Source organism: Synechococcus sp. F70.1 (assembly GCF_047502745.1).
Classification (GTDB): domain Bacteria; phylum Cyanobacteriota; class Cyanobacteriia; order Thermostichales; family Thermostichaceae; genus Thermostichus.
This window is the reverse complement of sequence record NZ_JANSJL010000087.1, coordinates 65,801-83,542: the sequence shown is the minus strand read 5'-3', so window position 1 is coordinate 83,542 and position 17,742 is coordinate 65,801. Positions and strand designations below refer to the sequence as shown.

Here is a 17,742-nt window from a genome sequence, read left to right as displayed (position 1 = left end):
TTCCTGGAGCAGCAAGATGGCAGTTTACGAGGGGAATTTTACGCAGACAGGCGATCTGCGTCTAGCTATCGTCATCAGTCGGTTTAACGATTTGATTGTGGGCAAGTTGCTGGAGGGGTGCCAGGATGCTCTAAGGCGGCATGGCCTGGATGTCAGCCCCGAGAGTCGCCAGGTGGACTACTACTGGGTGCCTGGCAGCTTTGAGGTGCCGCTGGTGGCCCACCAACTGGCCCAGTCCCGCCGCTACGATGCCATCATCTGCCTGGGGGCGGTGATCCGAGGGCAGACCCCCCACTTTGACTATGTGTCGGCAGAGGTGGCCAAGGGGATCGCGGCAGCAGGCTTTCGCACTGGCGTGCCGGTCATTTTCGGGATCCTCACGGCGGACACCCTGCAGCAGGCGCTGGAGCGAGCCGGGATCAAAAACAACAAAGGCTGGGAGTACGCCATGAGCGCCCTGGAGATGGCTACGCTCATGCGTCAAGTGGCTCCCCTTCTCCAAGAAAGTAGAAACGGCGCTGGCCCTCGTCCCCCCTTGCCTGGGGCAGCAGAAGCCCTGCAAGCAGGGGCAAGCTGGGAGAGTGCTGCCTACTGACGGCGGGTAAGCCGCGTCAGCACCTCGTTAGAGCGCTGCACGAAAGCCCGCGCCGCTGCCGGGTCGAAGCTTTTCTGGGTAATCAGCGCTAGGTCATAGATGTGGTTGCAGATAAGATTGACCAGCTCCGGATCCCGGCCCTCCTCGGCTAAAGCTTGCAGGTTCTGAATGAGGGGATGGGCAGTGTTGACCACTAAGGTGTGTTCTTCCAAAAACTCCATCGGCTTCTGTTGCAGGATGGCATTGAGCTCCTGCAAGCGCCGCAGGGTTTCCGGCAGCAGGATCATGGCCGGCACAGACTCGGACTTAAGGGCCTCAGCCTTGATCTGCAGCTTTTCTTTCCCCAGCGCCTGACGGAAAAGATCTACTAGCTTTTCACTACGGGTTTTCTGAGTTAGGGGGTCGACAAGCTCAGCAGCTTTGTCTTTGTTGATCAGGGCTTCATCCAACTCCGAGTCCACCCGCTTAAATTGGATCCCCTCTTCGCGATACTCTCGCTCCAGAAAGCTGCTGAAATGGCTGTCGATCCAGCTATCTAGCATGATGACTTCTAGGCCCTGGGAGCGGTGCAGGTCAATGTAGGCGCTCTGGGCTGCCTCGTCCGTGGCGTAGTAAACCCGCTTGTTCTGTTTCTCTCGCGTGCGCTCTAGGTATTCCTTGAGGGTCACGTACTCGGGTTTGTCGGCAGGGGATCCGGCCACTCGGAAGATGAGAATGTCCTTAATCTGGGCAAAGAATTTGTCGCTATTCATTGCCCCAAATTTCATAAATAGACTGATATCGGGCCAGACCCTGACGTACTTTTCGTAGTCTTCTCGGTAGAGCTCGTTGAGGCGATCCGCCACCTTTTTGGCTATGTGATCCCCAATGCGCCTGACAGTGCGGTCATTCTGCAAAAAACTGCGGGAGACGTTGAGAGGAATATCGGGACTGTCGATGGCGCCGCGAAGGGGCAGGAGGAACTTAGGGATAACTTCCTCGCAGTTATCCTGGACAAAAACTTGGTTGCAAAACAGTTTAACTTGGCCCTTGGTGGGATCGATGTCCGGGCGCAGCTTGGGGAAGTAAAGGATCCCTTGCACAATGAAAGGATAGTCCGTGTTGATGTGAACCCAGAAGTGGGGATCTTCCTGGAAGGGATACAGGTAGCGGTAAAACTCCAGGTAGTCCTCGTCTTTGAGCTCTGAGGGAGAAATCTTCCAGAGGGGCTTTTGCCGGTTGATGACTTCTCCATTGAGCTTGATGGGAACGGGAATAAAATCGCAGTACTTGCGCACCAATTCGCGGATGCGACTTGGATCCAGGTACTCCTCGCTATCGGGGGTTAGGTACAGCGTGACGGTGGTGCCGATAGCAGAGCGCTGGGAATCCGAGAGGGTAAAATTGGGGCTGCCGTCACAGGACCATTTCACAGGGGTGCTGCCGGGCTGGTAGGAAAGGGTGTCGATCTCCACCCGCTGCGCCACCATAAAGGAAGAATAAAAACCTAGGCCAAAGTGGCCGATGATCACCTGGTCAGCACCCTTGTCTTTGTACTTTTGGATAAACTCCTCGGCGCTGGAAAAGGCCACTTGGTTGATATATTTTTTCACCTCTTCGGCAGTCATGCCGATGCCAGTGTCGCTTACGGAGAGAGTCTTTGCCTCTTTGTTAAGCGCAATAACAATCTCTGGTTCTGGAGGCTCCGTCACTTCGCCGGCCAGCTTGGCCATTTTCAGCTTGGCAATAGCATCAGCAGCGTTGGAGATCAGCTCCCGCAAAAAGATCTCGCGATCCGAGTAGAGAAACTGCTTGATGATGGGAAAAATATTTTCCGTGTGGACAGTGATGGCTCCTTGTTCCAAGACGGCCATAGGCAGCTTGTCACTCGAACCAGCTTAGTTCCAATTTACCAAGAAGACTGAGCCTCAAGCCTTGCCCACTACTATGCATGACCTTCGTAGGCCCCAGTAGAGCGGCCTTGTGCTCTGCCGTTTAGGGCAGCAGGGCAATAAATCTGCACTCAAACAGCTGGCCCTAGAGGCTCTGAGCTTGGTTCCTACCGAGGGTAAGCTGCTCCACCCAATCTTGACCTAGGCGAATGGTGACGTCGGAGTTGAGAACTCCCGTGGACTCCACCCGCAGCTCCCCTAGCCCAATGGCAGCGCGAACCTGCTTAGCCCCCTCCCGATCCCCACTTTGGGCAAGGATCTCGGTGCGCGGCAACACCTGGGGGCTATCCTCGACGGCAAAAGCTTGGGCATAGCCCTGTCTAACCAGTTCTTGCACCATGCGGCGGGCCATCCCCGGCTTGCCGGTAGCGTTTTGCACGGCTATGCGCAGGTGTTGCGGCGGGATGGGGGTCACTTCCGCCTCTAGGCCAAAATGGGTGGCGGCCACACGGCGGATCCCGGCCAGATCCGGCAGCCAGTAGCTGGTGGCAAATTCTCCCGCCTGGCTGAAGCGGCCCGGCAACAGCACCAGATCCATGCGATCCCCGCCGTAGGTGAGAAGGAATTTGGCCAAGCTCAAGACTTCTTCCCAGGTGAGGTTGGTATCCAAGTGGGTGCGGACAACCTGCAAAACCTTTGGGATGCGCGGCCAGACGGCGGGGGAGAGCAGTTCCCGGCTGAGGGCCCGCAGCAGCTCCTGTTGCCGTTGCACCCGGCCAATATCTCCTAACCCCAGCTGGTCGTGGCGAAAGCGGGCAAAGTGGTGGGCCTGTTTGCCGTTGAGGCGGTGCCAGCCGGGTTGTAGGGTAATGAACAACTGCTGCGTACGATCCACGTAGTGCATGGGCTCCGGCACGTAGACCTCTACGCCACCCACCGCGTCAATCAGTGCTTCCAGGGCTTCGGTATTGAGGCGGACGTAGCGGTCAATCGGGATCCCGCCCAGCAACTGGCTTACCACCTGAGCTGTTAGGGCGGGGCCTCCCACCACGTTGGCGGCGTTGATCTTGGCCACGCCGAAGCCGGGCAGGCGCACACGGGTGTCGCGGGGGATCGACAACACGGTAATCCGCCGCGCCTGGGGGTCAAAGCGGGCCAGAAGAATGGTATCAGAGCGGGTGTTGAAGCGGTCCTGATCCCCTGTTCCCAAGAGGACGGGATCTGGCCTGTCGAGGCCCAGAATGAGGATGTGCAAGGAGCGATCTAGAGCAGCAGCGCGCAGGGCATCCGGTCGAAAGGCTGCCTGTTCCTCAGCACTTAGAGAAGGGGGAAGGATCGGGCGGTGCAGTATGGCCGCCAGGAAGGCCCCAGCGGAGCCGGACAAAATAGCCGTAAAGCCCAGCAACAGCCAGAGGATCCCTTGGCAAATGGCCTGTTGTCGAGCGGCGCGGACAGGGCCGGGGCGGGGTGGGTAGTGAAAGGAAGACATTAGCTCGAGCCGGGCCTTGGGAACACGTCTAAAGGAAGTACTGTCTAGGTGGTGTTGCCAACCACGCCAGCTCAAGGCCATGTTACCCCATTCGCAACCTCTCGAGCTGTCTAGGTCTCAAGAGGGTGGAAGGGTAAGATTGCGGCAGCCGCTGCTGGAGCTGGAAAAGCCGGAGATCCACCTGTGGCTACAGGCAGTGCCCCCTCTGGAGGTGTTGCTTCCTCAGCTTGACCTGCTCTCCCTCGAGGAACGGCAGCGGGCGGGGCAATTGCAACTGGTGGAGGATCGGCGCCGTTTTCTGGCTGGCCGCCTGTTGCTGCGAACTTTGCTTAGCCACTATAGCGGCATTCCGCCTCAAGCCATCTCCCTCGACCGCACGGTTACCGGCAAGCCCTACTGGCGGGATCCACCTCTGCCGCTGCAGTTTAACCTCAGCCACTCCCACCAGTGGATCCTGGTTGGCTTGGCGCTGCACCGTCGAATTGGCGTGGACTTGGAGCGGATCCGACCCGTGCCCCGCTGGCAGCGCATTGCCCGCCGCTACTTTTCTGCTGCCGAGCAAGCTTACCTCCTGGCCTGCCCACCGCCAGAGCGAGATGCGGCTTTTTTGCAGATATGGACCCAAAAAGAGGCTCTCCTAAAAGCCATGGGTGTGGGCCTGGCTGGTGCCAAAAGGTTGGCCAGGGATCCCGGCTGGCTAACCTTGCCTCTGGGGGTTGCCGATGGCTACGTTGCAGCGGTAGCGGTGGAATGGGAGAGGGGAACAGCCGAAGAGGCGCCCCCAACTGTGCGGCTTGGTCAAGTACTCTCTGGCTAAAGCTGATTGCTATCTTAGGTTCCAGGCCGAGTTTCCCTGTTGGGTATGCTGCGTGGGCTGCGCTATCTCCTGCTAGTGAGCTTTTGTCTGTGGATGTTGAGCAGCGGGATCTCCTGGCCGGCGTGGGGACGGGATCTGTCGCGGCAAACGCCCCAGGACAGGGCAGTCGAGCTGGGCACGGTTGACAACCAGTTGGTATTTGCGCCTAAGGAGCTCTTTTTTCGCAATGGCAACCTCTACCGATTGCGCTTGAGCAACCCCAGCCAATTGAAGCACTACTTCAGCGCCAAGGACTTTGCCGATGCTGTTTGGACACGCAAACTGGAGGTGGCTGGCGTGGAAATTAAAGGGCAGGTCCGAGAAATTGAGCTCAAGCCGGGCGCGTCGGTGGAGTGGCAGTTTATCCCCCTCAAATCTGGGGTCTACTCTCTGGCTTGCACCATCCCTGGTCACGCAGAAGCCGGCATGATTGGCCAGATCACCATTGGCGACTAGGCGGCTCCCTGGGCTGGCCGGTTAAAGGAGAGAAAGACGTTGCCGAGCAAATGATGAACAATCCTCTCCTGCCTAGGGTGCGACGCTGGATGCAACAGCCGCAGGCGGCATCTGCTCGCAAAGCCTAGCCCTCTCTTTCTGAGCAGCTCCCCTTCACAGCTGTCCACGGGATCTGCTGCTACAACGAGCCACAGTTGACGGTTGGCAGCCGCTCGCCGCAGACGTTTATCGCCCCTGCAGTGGAGGCGGTTGGCAAGAGGCCGGCCCCCTGCCCTACGTTTCGGTTCAGTTGCTCTCTCTGCCCACCCAGCTCTACCTGCGCCAACTACCGCCCACAGATAGCAACGGGCCAGAGGGCCCTCTGCAACCCCTTGGCGGCTTAGCCATGGCGCAGCTCCTCCTCGACTGGCAGGCCAAACAAACGCTCATCGAGGCTTGCGAGAGCCCAACTCTGCCGCGGCCTAGATCCCGCTCCCTTCGACGGGATCTCCCTAGGCAAGCTGGGCAGGTGGAGAACTGTCTAGCTCTGGGGGTTATCCCCCGATAGGATAGGGGATTAGCGCTTTGGTGGCGCGGAGCGGTGTTTCCGCGCTCCTGCTTAGGATTCTCCTCGATGTTTTTTGGATGGCCTGCTGAATGCCTCAGGGAACTCTTACTTCGTCCGACCATCCCCAAGCTTCGATAGTCCCTATTCAAATCCCGCCGCTCTCTCAGCCCACCTCTGTCCAGCTTTCGCTGGTTGTTCCCACCTACAACGAGGCCTCCAGCATCTGCAGCCTGATCCGGCAGTTGTGTGCCCATCTGGACAAAATCCTACCTGGGGCCTACGAGCTGATCGTGGTGGATGACAATAGCCCCGATTACACCGCCAAAGTGGCCCAGGAACTGCAAGAGGAATTTCCCCAACTGCAGGTTATCTGCCGAGACCACGAACGGGGGCTGGCCACGGCGGTGTTGCGGGGATGGCAAGCGGCCCGCGGCGAGGTCCTGGGGGTGATGGATGGGGACTTGCAGCACCCGCCGGAGATTGTTCTCAAGCTGTGGCCTGCCATCCAAGAGGGAGTAGACCTGGTGGTGGGCAGCCGCTACGCGGAGTCGGGGGGAGTGAGCCACTGGAACCTGGGCCGGCGCCTCGTCTCCCGGGGGGCCCAGTGGATTGGGCTGATGCTACTTCCTGGGGTTTTTAGGCGGGTGTCGGATCCTCTCAGCGGGTTGTTTCTAGTTAGACGCCAGGCTATTGCCGGGATCCCGCTCAGCCCCAAAGGCTACAAGCTGCTAGTTGAGGTGCTGGCGCGGGGCCGGGTGAGGACCATTGCTGAAGTCGGCTACATCTTTCAGGAGCGCCAAAACGGCGAGAGCAAAATCCAACTGCAAACCTGCCTCCAGTATCTCCACCACCTCATTGCGCTGCGCTTTTCGCTAGGTCAAGTGGGATCCTTTTTGCGCTTCAGCATGGTTGGACTGTCCGGTACGTTTGTGGATATGACATTGCTGTATCTGTTCCACGATCCCAACAACTTAGGGTGGGATCTGGCTATCAGCAAACTTATCGCCTCTGAGGTGGCCATCCTCAATAACTTCCTCTGGAACGACCTCTGGACCTTTCGCCATGTCACTCGGCTACAGCCAGGCCTCTGGAATCGTCTGCAGCGACTGGTCAAGTTTAATGTCATTTGCTTGATTGGCCTGCTGCTCAACTCTTTGTTGTTGATCTTGCTAAGCGAGCGCCTGGGCATTCACTATTTGCTCGCTAACTTGATCGCAATTGGTATTGTTGTATTTTGGAACTTTTATCTCAACGCTAAACTGAGCTGGCGGGTGGCAGCACCAAGGTCAGATGCCCATGGCAGCCAGTCCTGATCCCAGCCTTTTCCTATGGGGAATTGGGGCGGATCCCTTCCAGGGCGATGATCTCCTGGATCACCAAGCGAACCACGGGAGCTGCCGTCGTCGATCCAAAGGCATCTTCCCCCTTGGGCTCGTCGATCACAGCCAAAATCACATACTGAGGACGAAGGGCTGGGAAATAGGCCACAAAACTGGTGATGCGCTTGCCGGGCAAGTAGCCCCCCTGCGGCCCAACTTTCTGCGCTGTGCCCGTTTTACCGCCGATCTCATACCCCTCGACCTTGGCCGACTGCCCAGTGCCAAAGTCCACCACATCCCGCATCTGGATGCGCACTGCCAGCGTGGCCTCTTCCGAGAGCACCCGCACTGGCGCTGGCCGGGGGGGGCCCCAAACCAGGGTGTCAGTATCCCTCTCCACTAGGCCGCGCACCACATGGGGCCGCACCTTTAACCCGCCGTTGGCGATGATGCAGTGCAAGGCGGCTAACTGCAGAGGAGTGAGGGCCAATCCCTGGCCAAAGGCGACGGTGGCCCGCTCCACTGGCACGGTTACAAATTGCCGCAGGGGCTTCAGGCGGCTGGGCGGCTCGAAGGGCAGATCGACACCGCTGCGGTCGTTCAATCCCAGCCGTAGGAGGGCATGGTGGTACTGGCGGGGATCCAGCTTTTGCATCAGGTGCACCATACCCACGTTGCTGGACAGGCGCAGAATCTCGGTAACGCTTAGCCAGCCATGGGCACCCCGCTGGCGGTAGTCGTGGTTTTGGATGGGCCAGCGGCCAATCCAGATCCGCCCTGCGTCGTAAACCCGCTCGCTGGCGGTGAAGGCCCCGGCATCGAGCCCAATGGCGATGTTGATAGGCTTGAAGGTGGATCCCGGCTCGTACAAGTCTGTAACGGCCCAGTTGCGAAAAAGGGCAGGGTCGTACTCGAAGTAGCGGTTGGGATCGTAGGTGGGCTCGCTCACCAAGGCGAGGATCTCGCCAGTGTGGGGCTGCAAAACAATCACCGTGCCCCGCAGCGCCTGAAACCGTTCCATCTGGGCTTTCAAAGCAGCGCGGGCAGCCCGCTGCAGGCGCATGTCCAAGGTCAGTTGCAGCACCGTCTCGCCGGATTGCAGCAGCCTTTCCGGCACCTCGGCAGCCAACAACTGGCCGTAGCCATCTCGGGGAATGGTAACTGGCTGAACTGTCCGCTCCAGCAGTGCCTGTTGAGAATATTCCACTCCTGCCTGGCCGCGGTGGTCTAAATCCACATAGCCCACCACCTCGGCAGCCATCTCCTTTTGGGGATAAACCCGCTGCCGCTCGCTCACCAGCTCCAGGCCGTCCAGGTACAGAGCCTGAATTTGCTCCGCCACTTCTGGCGCCAGCCAGCGCTCCAGCCGCACCGCATGGTTAGCCGACAACTGCTGGGTCAATTGCTCAACTGGCCGCCGCAGCAGAGGGGCTAGAGCCGTGGCAATCTCCTGCGGAGTGCGCCTGCCAAAAAGGCGGGGATGGGCCCAAAGGGTATAGGCAGGGCGATCTACGGCCAACAGCTCCGCCTGCTGCCGAGCTACGGAGTGGCGATCCACGATCGAGCGGCGAGGGAGGAAGGGTCGGAGGTGGGCCCGCTGCTGAGCCTCGGCCCGCTGCTGTAGGGTTGGCCCTTGGTAGTGTTGCAAGTAAACCAAACGCGCCCCCGCTCCCAAGAAAGCGACGGCCAAAGCCAAGCCCACCGCCGCAAGGCGAAAGTTCAGTTGTCGGGCCGTCGGGATCCGATCCTCCCAAAGCCACGCCAGCTGCCGTTCCTTAGCTCGGTGGCGGCGCCAGCGGGCAAGTTGCCGGCTGCTCTGGCTATTCTGTAAAGGCTGCCGGCCCAAGCCAGTCCTCGACTTGTCTTCCACTGCTGCCTTTGGGTAGATACCACCGTCAGTTTGACGCCCATCTCCTCCTCTGGCCAGCGTTTTACCGGGCGGGTGTCGGGATTAGGCCAGGGGGCTCTCGTTTGCAACACGGGTGCGGAGCACTTTGCTACTTTTGTGGCACACTGGACAGCGTTGCCAACAAATCTAGCGTTGCCAACAAATCTTCTGACTTAACGTGGAGTAGCTGAGCTAGTGGGCCGGCAGCTACCTCTCTTCGGTAGGTATTTTGCCTAAGCTAAGGTTGGCATCCAGAGCAAGGGGCAACTCCCGTCAGCTCGACAGGAAGTGACGTCTGTGGAGACCCCCCTAGCCGGCTGGTAGGTGTAGAGTCTACTACCAGCTACAGGTCGTGGAAGCAGGAAGAAGGCAGAAACGCGGCAAGCAATGCCCTGCCATAAATTTTGTTATCGTTTCGCAGGTCTTTCAGGGCGGCGGAATACCATGCTCAAAGCCTACACCTCTGCTGGCCTGCGCCTTGGGGTTGCCGCTGCCTTGCTGCTGGGGAGCCTGGCCAGTTGGCACCAGGATCGCCTCTTGGCGGTGATGGGCCTGGCCAGCGCAGCGGCGATTTCTGCCTTTACTCGCCCGGCCATCTTGGCCTACAACCGCGCTCGCGAACGGTGGCTCAACCGGGATCTGCTAGGGGCCCTGCGGCAGCTTACCCTGGCGCTGCAACGGGATCCCCGTCTAGCCAACGCCTACCTCCTGCAGGGACAGATCCGCCTCGAACTGGGTCAGCTTGCCCAGGCCCTGGAAGACTTCGACCAGGCTGCCCAGTTGATCCCCCGTCGCCCAGAACCCTGTTTCTACCGCAGCCTCATTTACCAAGCGCGAGGGGATCTGCAAGGGGCAACCGCCGAGTTGACCAAGCTAGTACAGCTGCATCCCAGCCCTACTTACCACCTCCGCCTAGCTGAGCTGTACCTGCAGCAGGGATCCCTACCTTCAGCGCTGGCTCACTTGGATGAGGCAGTTGCGCGGGATCCCACCTGGGCGCTCGCCTATGCCTGCCGTGCTCAGGTGTACGGCTACCTGGGGGAGTGGGAGGCGGCTGTAGCCGACTGGTCCCAGGCCATCCGCTGGGATCCCTGCCCAGCCCATTACTACCGGCGGGGGATCGCCTACGCCTGGGCCGATCGCTACCTCGAAGCGATTGCCGACCTCAGCCGTAGCCTAGAGGCAGAGCCCGGCCAGCCCTGCGCTCTCTACCTCAGGGGCAATCTGCTCTACGAGCTGGGGGAGCTTGGGGCAGCCCTCGACGACTACGACCAGGCCTTTCGCCTAGAGGCCAGCGGCATTCCCCTTGACCTTGCCGACGAGTACGGCCTCTACGCGAGGGGACTGGCCTACCGGAATATGGGAGACCTCAAGACCGCCATTGCCAGCTGGCAAGCCGCCTTGCACCTTGGCCACCAGCGCCACAACCGGGTTCTGCAAGAGCAGGTGCAGCGCGCTTTGCGCCAACTCCAGGATGAAGAGGGAGATCCTTAGCACGGCTGAGTTCAATTCGGCAAGGCTCGAGGATCCCTCCTGGCAGCTGTGGAATTGGGGTAGGATTTGTACAAGGCCATCGCCTACTTCCCGCCACTCTCCTCTGCGGTTGCCGTGAGACATACCCTCAGCGCTCTTGTGCAGGATCAGCCCGGCGTCTTAACCCGCATTGCCGGCATGTTTGCCCGCCGGGGCTTCAATATCGACAGCCTCACCGTTGGCCCTACTGAACGGCCTGGGATCTCCCGCATCACCATGGTGGTGCAGGGAGACGAGCACGATGTGGAGCAGCTAACCAAGCAGCTCTACAAGCTCATCGAGGTTCTGAAAGTAACGGATATTACCCACGTCCCCTGTGTAGAACGGGAGCTGATGCTGGTCAAGGTCAATGCCAGCATCGAAACCCGCTCTGCCATCATGGACGTGGCGCAGATGTTCCGGGCCCGCATTGTCGATGTGGCGGAAGAGTCTTTAACTTTGGAAGTCACCGGGGATCCGGGCAAAATGGCCGCCATCATCAAAATGTTGACTAGCTTTGGCATTCGGGAGATCGCCCGCACGGGTCTAGTGGCGCTCACCCGCGAGTCGGGAGTTAATACCGAATACCTAAAGCAGCACCCCAACGCTGCTATGGTCTAACAGACTTGGCCAAGCTGCCGGGAAGAGGAGATGCCTAGGGAGAGGGCCACGGCAAAAGCCGCAAGCAACCGTGGCAGGCGTTGTCTACTCAACCTCCTGGCCCTTGCCCTGGTGGGGCTCCTAGCAGGCTGCGCTCCCCAGCCACCTCAGTCTGTTGTCCAACAGGCCCTGACCTACCAGATTGCTCACCTGTCGGAGCCAGTAGCCTCGCTGGTGGGCAGCGACCGCTTGGCAGCCCATCTGGAAGTGCAGGATGTTCGCATTCGCCGGGATCGCCGGGAGACGGGGCTGCGGGTAGCAACCGGGGAAAAACTAGAGATCCACCACCTCAGCGGCACCTATACTCTAAGGGTGAAGCCACCGGGATCCCGCCGCCCCTACCGCCGCAAAGGCGATCCCTTTCAGCTCACCTTGGCCCGCCAACAAGTCCAATCGGCGGGGTCTCAAGGCCTAACTGAGCGATGGCTGTTGGCCTCTAGCTCCCCCGATGGCAAGGGGTGGGAAGTCGTCGATTTCTTGCCCCCTGGGCAAGCAGAGGCACCCTCCCCTGCGTCAGCTGCGTCTCCAGCCGGTCAAACGGCGTCGCCTGCTGCCACTCCTGCCGTGCCTCAGAGGGAGCCAAACTAGGTGCCAAGGCGGGCAAAGCGTTGCCGCCAATTCAGCATGGGCCAGAGCGGCTCCCAACGCAGCCAGCCCCGGTTCCGCCAGCCAGCTCGGGGTAACCCTGGCATGGGCAAGAGACCTTCCCACCTCTGGATTCCGACGTCCATTGCCAGAGCCCTGCCGAAAATGGCAGGGTGGAATGGGCGCGCTGCTCGGAGAAGGCCCCATGGAGTTGCTGCTGGCCGGAGATGTTGGGGGCACCAAGACCAGCCTCAGTCTGGTCAAGGCCGAGGATCCCGAGCACAGCCTCTACAGCCGCCGCTACGCCAGCCAAAATTACTCCAGCCTTACCCCCCTGGTGCAGGAGTTTCTGGCCCAAGCTCGGCAGGAGCTGGGGTGGGATCCGCAGCCGGCTGCTGCTTGTTTTGCCGTGGCCGGCCCAGTGGTGGAGGAGAAAAGCGGCGGACAAAGGGCCAAAATCACCAACCTGTCCTGGAGCTTGCACTCAAGCCAGTTGACGGCAGAACTGGGGATCCCGCGCCTGGCCTTGATCAACGACTTCAGCGCCGTAGGCTATGGCGTGCTAGCCCTGCACGATGCGGAGCTGGAGACTCTGCAAGCGGGGGAGCGGCAGCCGCGGGCACCCATTGGCGTCATAGGGGCGGGCACGGGGCTGGGGCAGGCCTACCTTACCTGGGGAGAAGGCGGCTACCAGGTCTATCCCAGCGAGGGAGGCCATGTGGATTTTCCCCCGCGCACTCCTCTGGAATGGGAGCTGCTGCAGTATTTGCAACAGCGATACGGGCGTGTCTCCACCGAGCGGGTGGTCTCCGGCCAGGGGATCGTAGCTATCTACCAGTTTTTGCGGGATAGTCGCCGGTCCCAGGGAGAGGAGCAAGGGTTAGCCCAGGTTGCTGCCTGGGAAGGGGGAGCTAGGGAAATTGATCCAGCCGCCCACATTGCTAATGCCGCCCTCGAGGGACGGGATCCTCTAGCTATGGAGTGTTTGCGGCTGTTTATTAGCCTCTACGGAGCGGCTGTTGGCAATTTTGCCCTGCACCTATTGCCCCGGGGTGGGCTGTTCCTTGCCGGTGGGATTGCCCCCAAGCTCTTGCCCCTGTTGCGCCAGGGGGAGTTTCTAGCGGCGTTTTTGGACAAAGGGCGAATGCGGCCGCTGTTGGAACAGCTGTCGGTGCAGGTGGTGCTTAACGAGCAGGTGGGTTTGAGGGGGGCCGCCCGCCATGCTGCCACCTTGCTGTAGTCCTCCTCTTTCGCTGCGGGGGATTAGCTCCCAGCGGCACTGACCCCCTTTTCCGAGGCCAAAAACAGCTGAGCCCGCCAAAAGCAGGCAATGGATTTGCTGTCCAAATCAAGGCCAAAACGAGCTTTCTCTGTAAGTTCAGCCGGGGAAAACTCGACAACAGTAATGTCTTCGTCTTCATCCCTTGCTGGAGGAGAGTCCAGCACTTCCAGATCCCGCGCCAGATAGGCGTACATAATCTCGCTGGAATAGCCGGGGCAGAGATAAAACTGGCCAAGTGAATCCCAGCGGTGGGCCCGCAGACCGGTTTCTTCCTCCAGCTCGCGGCGAATGGTTTCGTCCGGATGTTCTCCCGGCTCGACCGTACCCGCTGGAAATTCATAAAGGTAGGAGGCGACGGCAAAGCGATACTGGCGAATGCAGACAAACTTGCCCTCGGCAGTCACTGGCACAGCCACCACGCCCCCGGGGTGGATGAGGTACTCCCGCTCCCCCTCTGTGCCGTTGGGAAAGCGCAGACGCTGGCTGACGAAGGTGTACTTGTGGCCCTGAAAGCGCAGGCGCTCGCGGAGGACTTGCGATGGGATTTGCATGGCCAAGATTTCCCAAGAGTAGAGCCGCTCCTAGCTTAGTGGTTTCCGGCCCTGTTGCCAGGGATCCACTGTGGGATACAGTCGGGGAAAGCAGGGATCCCACCTGGCAAGCCATGATTTACCCTCCCCTGAAAGAGTTTCTTGCCCTCACGGGTCAGGGCAACTTCATCCCGGTGTACCAGGAATGGGTGGCGGATTTGGAAACGCCTGTCTCTGCCTGGTACCGCGTCTGCGCCGGGCAGCCCTACAACTTTCTGCTGGAATCAGTGGAGGGAGGGGAACAGGTGGCCCGCTACAGCTTCCTCGGCTGCGATCCCCAGTGGGTGCTGGAGGTGCGCGGGGATCAGGCTTGGCAAATCCACCGCGATGGGCATCGGGAGCAGCATCGGGGGGATCCCTTCGCCATCTTGGCCCGCTGCCTAGAGCCCTATGAGCCGGTGCACCTGCCGGAGTTGCCCAGCAGCATTGGCGGGCTCTTTGGCTACTGGGGCTATGAGCTCATCCGCTGGATTGAGCCCAAGGTGCCCATCTATCCCCTGCAACCAGAGGACCCTCCCGACGCCATCCTGATGCAGGTGGACAGCATCCTCATCTTCGACCAGGTCAAGCGCAAGATCTGGGTGGTGGCCTTTGCTGACACGCGCCAGCAGCCGGCGGAGCAGGCCTACGCCCAAGCCTGCCAGAGGGTGGAAAAGTTGGTGCAGCAGCTCAGCGCCCCCCTGGCCCTATCCCACCTCAGCCTCAACTGGAAGCCCCACCTGCCGGATCAGATCCCCCCCAGCACGCTCAGCCGCAACGCCTACTGCCAGGCCGTGGAGCGGGCCAAAGAGTACATCCGCGCCGGCGAGATCTTTCAGGTTGTGCTCTCGCAGCGCTTCACCACTCCCTTTGCCGGCGATCCCTTCCGGCTTTATCGCTCCCTGCGGCTCATTAACCCCTCTCCCTACATGGCATTTCTCCAGTTTGGCGATCTTTGCCTTGTCGGCTCCAGCCCAGAGGTGATGGTCAAGCTCAGCCGCGTTGGGGAAGAGCGCCTTGCCACCGTTCGTCCCATTGCCGGCACCCGCCCTCGCGGCGCTACCCCTGCCGAAGACCACCAGTTGGAGCAGGAGCTGTTGGCGGATCCCAAGGAGCGGGCGGAACATGTGATGCTGGTGGACTTGGCCCGCAACGACCTAGGCCGGGTCTGCCGCCTGGGATCCGTGCAGGTGGACGACCTGATGCAGATTGAGCGCTACAGCCACGTGATGCACATTGTCAGCAACGTGGTGGGGCAGTTGGATCCCCGCTACAGCGCCTGGGATCTGCTGCGGGCCACCTTTCCTGCGGGCACGGTTACCGGCGCTCCTAAGATCCGCGCCATGCAGATTATCCACGAACTGGAAGGGTGCCGCCGCGGCCCCTACGCTGGCGCCTACGGCTACTACGACTTTGCCGGCCAACTGAACACCGCCATCACCATCCGCACCCTCCTGGTTCACCGCGGCCAGGTGAGTGTGCAGGCGGGGGCGGGCATTGTGGCCGACTCGGAGCCGGAGCGGGAGTACCAAGAATGTTTGAACAAAGCGCGGGGCATGCTCATGGCTGTAGCCAGTTTGCAGGAAAGCCAGGGTGGCGCAGGGCCGCTTTAGCGCTGCTGTTGAGCGCAAGGGCGAGAAACCCAAGCCAAGTACTCTTCCTTCACCTCCAGCCAGCCACCGCCGGGGTAGTCGGGGCTGCGGCTGCGGCGACCTGCTTTGAGGAGCCGGACCCCGGCTTCCACCTGCTCAAAGGTGGGGTGATGGGGGAGCAGCAAGGACAAGAACTGAAACAGGACTTGCCGCTGCAGCGCAAGGGGAGCAGCTCGCAAGGGATCCCGCCGCAACCCCGGCAGGGCCGGCTCATACACCTGCGGCCATAGCTGAGCGGCTTGGGCCACCACCAGTTCATGTTCTGCTTGTAACAAGATGGCGGCCCGGTTCAGAGCTTTTTCCACCTGGGGATTGAGGTGCCGCTTGAGATAGGGTATCACCTCCAGGCGGAGACGGTTGCGTCCGTGCGCCAAATCTTGATTGCTGCGATCCGGCCAGACCGGAAGCTGGTACTGCCGGCAAAACTCCTCTGTTTCCCACCGGAAAAGGCCTAGGAGAGGCCGCACCAGCCAGGCCGAGAAGGGATCCCGCTCGTCCAAACGCCGCCGCCAATCCAGACTAGCTAGCCCAGCTGCCCCCGTGCCCCGCAGCAGGTTCCACAAGAACGTCTCCGCGCGGTCACTGGCGGTGTGCCCCGTAACCACTGCCTCGCAATTCCAGGTGCGCGCCCATTTGTCCAGCTGTTGGTAGCGCCAAACCCGAGCCCCCGCCTCATCCCAGCGGATGGGATCGGCAGTTTCAATGGCATGAGGCAGGCCCTGCTGCTGCAGCCACTCTTGCAAAAAGCAGGCACACGCCGTTTCATCCTCCGACCAGCGGTGGTTACAGTGCAGGACAAAGATTTGCCAGTTCCAGCGCCGCTGCAGATCGCGCAGGATCTGGAGCAGACAGAAAGAATCTTGCCCGCCGGAAAGGGCCACTAGCAGCCGCTGGCCGGGGCGCAGCAGTTGCCGCTCGCGGATGGCACACTGAACGCGTAGGTGAAGAGGGGAGAGTCTGGCCACGGTGGGCGATTGCTCTTGGGAACTTGCACCTAGACTTCCTAGGCCAGAGCCCGCGTGAGATGGGAGGCCACCGTCTGCACCGCTGCAATGCTCCGCTCGTAGGCCATCCGCGTTGGCCCCAGCACGGTAACCGTCCCCAGCGGCGCCGAGCGACGGCGGTAGACTGAGGTGATAACCGTGCAGTGGCGCAGAGACTCCAGCGGATTCTCGCTGCCAATGTAGATGACCACGGGGATGGTGTGGAAGGGATCGCCAGAGGAGGGCGGGGCAGAAGGAGTAGCCTCGCTAGAGATCTGGCAATCTGGGGGGCTGGTAGTATAGAGCCCAATCATCCCTTGCAGTTGCTCGGATCCCGCCTCAATCAACTGGGCCACCGCTTGCACCCGTTGGGTCTGGGAGAACTCTGGCTGTCGCATCAGCTCTGTCATGCCTGCGCTAAACACAGGCCCCAAAGAGGGCCGCAGGTAGCGCTGGACCACTGAGCGCAGCAGTTGCTGCAGCCACTGGCTGTAGGCGCGAAACTCTTCGTCTAGCTTTAGCCAGCTCAGGTCCTGCAGCTCGGCAAAGGTCTTGCCCCGCAGCTTGAGGGTGAGAAAGTTGCTCAGTAGCTGCAGCTCGTCTTCCAAATCCTCATAGCGGCTGTCGGGCCATGCCGGTGGGCTGACCAAGGCTGAGTGGGCTTGGTAGGAATCGGTAACCACCACCACCATCACCCGCCCTGGCCCTACCGACAGCAACTGCACGTGGTGAATGGCTACAAGGGGCCCCTGAGGGGGGGTGATGAGGGCAATGCAGCCGCTCACGTGGGCCAAAAGCTGCGCCACCCTCTGGAGGAAACTGTCGAGGTCGTCTCCCAGCTCGCGACTAACCTGATCCAACAGCCGCTGCAGCGCAGGGTGGGGCTCCGGCTGGGGAGCGTCGTCGGGGATCCCCTCCATGCAGACGGAGGTCAACAAATCGTTGACATAAACCCGATAGCCAAAGTCGGAAGGGATCCGACCGGCAGAGGTGTGGGGCTGGAACAGCAACCCCGCCTGCTCAAGGGTGGCTAAGTCGTTACGAATGGTGGCTGTGCTTACCCCAAAGTTATACGACTGAGCCAAAGTCTTGGAGCCGACAGGTTCAGCCGTTGCAATGTAGCTGCGCACTGTCGCCCAGAGGATCTTCCGCTGGCGGGGAGTCAGTTCAAGTTTCATGGCCGCTCAAAAGAATCTGGTTAACCCGTATCTCAAAGCAGACTGCCAAGCAACCGGTAGATTCCCGTTGAGGACTGAGATACCAATCTAAATGAACCTTTAGTCTACCTAACGCTTCGTATTGATGAATTGATAATTTTTGACTTTTTGACAATTTAATTAACCTCGCTGGGGTGGACTGCCTGGCAAGGAAAGCTGCAAAATACCGACAGAGGCGTTGGGTTCGCCCTAAGCTTTCCCCAGAGCTGCTACTTCTGGGGCAACAGGGCTTACCTTTATCCCCTTTGTAACCTTTTGTTC

15 protein-coding genes are annotated in these 17,742 nt (G+C 60.3%); 9 read left to right on the top strand and 6 right to left on the bottom strand.

Going from position 1 to position 17,742, the window contains the following annotated elements; genetic code table 11:
• The first annotated feature begins 16 nt into the window (after positions 1–16).
• Positions 17–595, top strand: coding sequence for a 6,7-dimethyl-8-ribityllumazine synthase (gene ribH / locus NW860_RS09115; protein ID WP_414393477.1), 579 nt, complete (start codon positions 17–19; stop codon positions 593–595).
• Here ribH and htpG read toward each other — a convergent pair.
• Positions 589–2,448 (bottom strand): molecular chaperone HtpG, encoded by a 1,860-nt coding sequence (htpG, locus tag NW860_RS09110; RefSeq protein ID WP_414405529.1) that lies wholly within the window; start codon positions 2,446–2,448, stop codon positions 589–591. The genes ribH and htpG overlap by 7 nt on opposite strands.
• Positions 2,449–2,611: 163 nt before the next feature.
• A complete protein-coding gene (locus NW860_RS09105) occupies positions 2,612–3,955 on the bottom strand; it encodes an LCP family protein (RefSeq protein WP_414513748.1) in 1,344 nt (447 codons plus the stop codon).
• Positions 3,956–4,094: 139 nt separating this feature from the next.
• On the opposite strand from NW860_RS09105, the gene NW860_RS09100 reads away from it, so the two are divergent.
• The 3 genes from NW860_RS09100 to NW860_RS09090 all read left to right on the top strand — a co-directional run bounded on the left by NW860_RS09100 (position 4,095) and on the right by NW860_RS09090 (position 7,127).
• A complete protein-coding gene (locus NW860_RS09100) occupies positions 4,095–4,772 on the top strand; it encodes a 4'-phosphopantetheinyl transferase family protein (RefSeq protein WP_414513746.1) in 678 nt (225 codons plus the stop codon).
• Positions 4,773–4,817: 45 nt separating this feature from the next.
• Positions 4,818–5,267: a sulfocyanin-like copper-binding protein gene (locus NW860_RS09095; protein WP_414405532.1), complete on the top strand. Its 450-nt coding sequence runs from the start codon at positions 4,818–4,820 to the stop codon at positions 5,265–5,267.
• A 636-nt stretch (positions 5,268–5,903) separates the two neighbouring features.
• Complete coding sequence (locus tag NW860_RS09090) at positions 5,904–7,127, top strand: glycosyltransferase (protein ID WP_414513744.1); 1,224 nt, start codon at positions 5,904–5,906, stop codon at positions 7,125–7,127.
• A 13-nt stretch (positions 7,128–7,140) separates the two neighbouring features.
• Here NW860_RS09090 and NW860_RS09085 read toward each other — a convergent pair whose 3' ends face one another.
• Positions 7,141–8,979, bottom strand: coding sequence for a peptidoglycan D,D-transpeptidase FtsI family protein (locus tag NW860_RS09085; protein ID WP_414513742.1), 1,839 nt, complete (start codon positions 8,977–8,979; stop codon positions 7,141–7,143).
• Between the two features lie 486 nt (positions 8,980–9,465).
• On the opposite strand from NW860_RS09085, the gene NW860_RS09080 reads away from it, so the two are divergent.
• The 4 genes from NW860_RS09080 to NW860_RS09065 all read left to right on the top strand — a co-directional run bounded on the left by NW860_RS09080 (position 9,466) and on the right by NW860_RS09065 (position 13,018).
• On the top strand, positions 9,466–10,515 hold the full coding sequence (locus NW860_RS09080) for a tetratricopeptide repeat protein (RefSeq protein ID WP_414513740.1): 1,050 nt from the start codon (positions 9,466–9,468) through the stop codon (positions 10,513–10,515).
• Between the two features lie 114 nt (positions 10,516–10,629).
• Positions 10,630–11,154 (top strand): acetolactate synthase small subunit, encoded by a 525-nt coding sequence (gene ilvN / locus NW860_RS09075; protein ID WP_414405579.1) that lies wholly within the window; start codon positions 10,630–10,632, stop codon positions 11,152–11,154.
• A 30-nt stretch (positions 11,155–11,184) separates the two neighbouring features.
• A complete protein-coding gene (locus tag NW860_RS09070; RefSeq protein ID WP_414513738.1) occupies positions 11,185–11,781 on the top strand; it encodes a hypothetical protein in 597 nt (198 codons plus the stop codon).
• A gap of 202 nt (positions 11,782–11,983) precedes the next feature.
• Complete coding sequence (locus tag NW860_RS09065; RefSeq protein ID WP_414513737.1) at positions 11,984–13,018, top strand: glucokinase; 1,035 nt, start codon at positions 11,984–11,986, stop codon at positions 13,016–13,018.
• A gap of 23 nt (positions 13,019–13,041) precedes the next feature.
• Here NW860_RS09065 and NW860_RS09060 read toward each other — a convergent pair whose 3' ends face one another.
• A complete protein-coding gene (locus NW860_RS09060; protein WP_414405538.1) occupies positions 13,042–13,611 on the bottom strand; it encodes an NUDIX hydrolase in 570 nt (189 codons plus the stop codon).
• Positions 13,612–13,724: 113 nt separating this feature from the next.
• Between NW860_RS09060 and trpE the strand changes: the two genes are divergently transcribed.
• Positions 13,725–15,242 (top strand): anthranilate synthase component I, encoded by a 1,518-nt coding sequence (gene trpE / locus NW860_RS09055; RefSeq protein ID WP_414513734.1) that lies wholly within the window; start codon positions 13,725–13,727, stop codon positions 15,240–15,242.
• Here trpE and tilS read toward each other — a convergent pair.
• Both tilS and hrcA read right to left on the bottom strand, forming a co-directional pair.
• On the bottom strand, positions 15,239–16,246 hold the full coding sequence (gene tilS, locus NW860_RS09050) for a tRNA lysidine(34) synthetase TilS (RefSeq protein ID WP_414513732.1): 1,008 nt from the start codon (positions 16,244–16,246) through the stop codon (positions 15,239–15,241). The two genes, trpE and tilS, sit on opposite strands and share 4 nt — an antisense overlap.
• A gap of 38 nt (positions 16,247–16,284) precedes the next feature.
• Positions 16,285–17,442: a heat-inducible transcriptional repressor HrcA gene (gene hrcA, locus NW860_RS09045; RefSeq protein ID WP_414513730.1), complete on the bottom strand. Its 1,158-nt coding sequence runs from the start codon at positions 17,440–17,442 to the stop codon at positions 16,285–16,287.
• Positions 17,443–17,742: the final 300 nt, after the last annotated feature.

What these genes read in the sequence shown, in the direction of transcription:
- ribH (WP_414393477.1), top strand. Translation starts at nt 17, where the DNA reads ATGGCAGTTTACGAGGGGAATTTTACGCAGACAGGCGATCTGCGTCTA.
- htpG (WP_414405529.1), bottom strand. Translation starts at nt 2,448, where the DNA reads ATGGCCGTCTTGGAACAAGGAGCCATCACTGTCCACACGGAAAATATT.
- NW860_RS09105 (WP_414513748.1), bottom strand. Translation starts at nt 3,955, where the DNA reads ATGTCTTCCTTTCACTACCCACCCCGCCCCGGCCCTGTCCGCGCCGCT.
- NW860_RS09095 (WP_414405532.1), top strand. Translation starts at nt 4,818, where the DNA reads ATGCTGCGTGGGCTGCGCTATCTCCTGCTAGTGAGCTTTTGTCTGTGG.
- NW860_RS09090 (WP_414513744.1), top strand. Translation starts at nt 5,904, where the DNA reads ATGCCTCAGGGAACTCTTACTTCGTCCGACCATCCCCAAGCTTCGATA.
- NW860_RS09080 (WP_414513740.1), top strand. Translation starts at nt 9,466, where the DNA reads ATGCTCAAAGCCTACACCTCTGCTGGCCTGCGCCTTGGGGTTGCCGCT.
- NW860_RS09070 (WP_414513738.1), top strand. Translation starts at nt 11,185, where the DNA reads ATGCCTAGGGAGAGGGCCACGGCAAAAGCCGCAAGCAACCGTGGCAGG.
- NW860_RS09065 (WP_414513737.1), top strand. Translation starts at nt 11,984, where the DNA reads ATGGAGTTGCTGCTGGCCGGAGATGTTGGGGGCACCAAGACCAGCCTC.
- NW860_RS09060 (WP_414405538.1), bottom strand. Translation starts at nt 13,611, where the DNA reads ATGCAAATCCCATCGCAAGTCCTCCGCGAGCGCCTGCGCTTTCAGGGC.
- trpE (WP_414513734.1), top strand. Translation starts at nt 13,725, where the DNA reads ATGATTTACCCTCCCCTGAAAGAGTTTCTTGCCCTCACGGGTCAGGGC.
- hrcA (WP_414513730.1), bottom strand. Translation starts at nt 17,442, where the DNA reads ATGAAACTTGAACTGACTCCCCGCCAGCGGAAGATCCTCTGGGCGACA.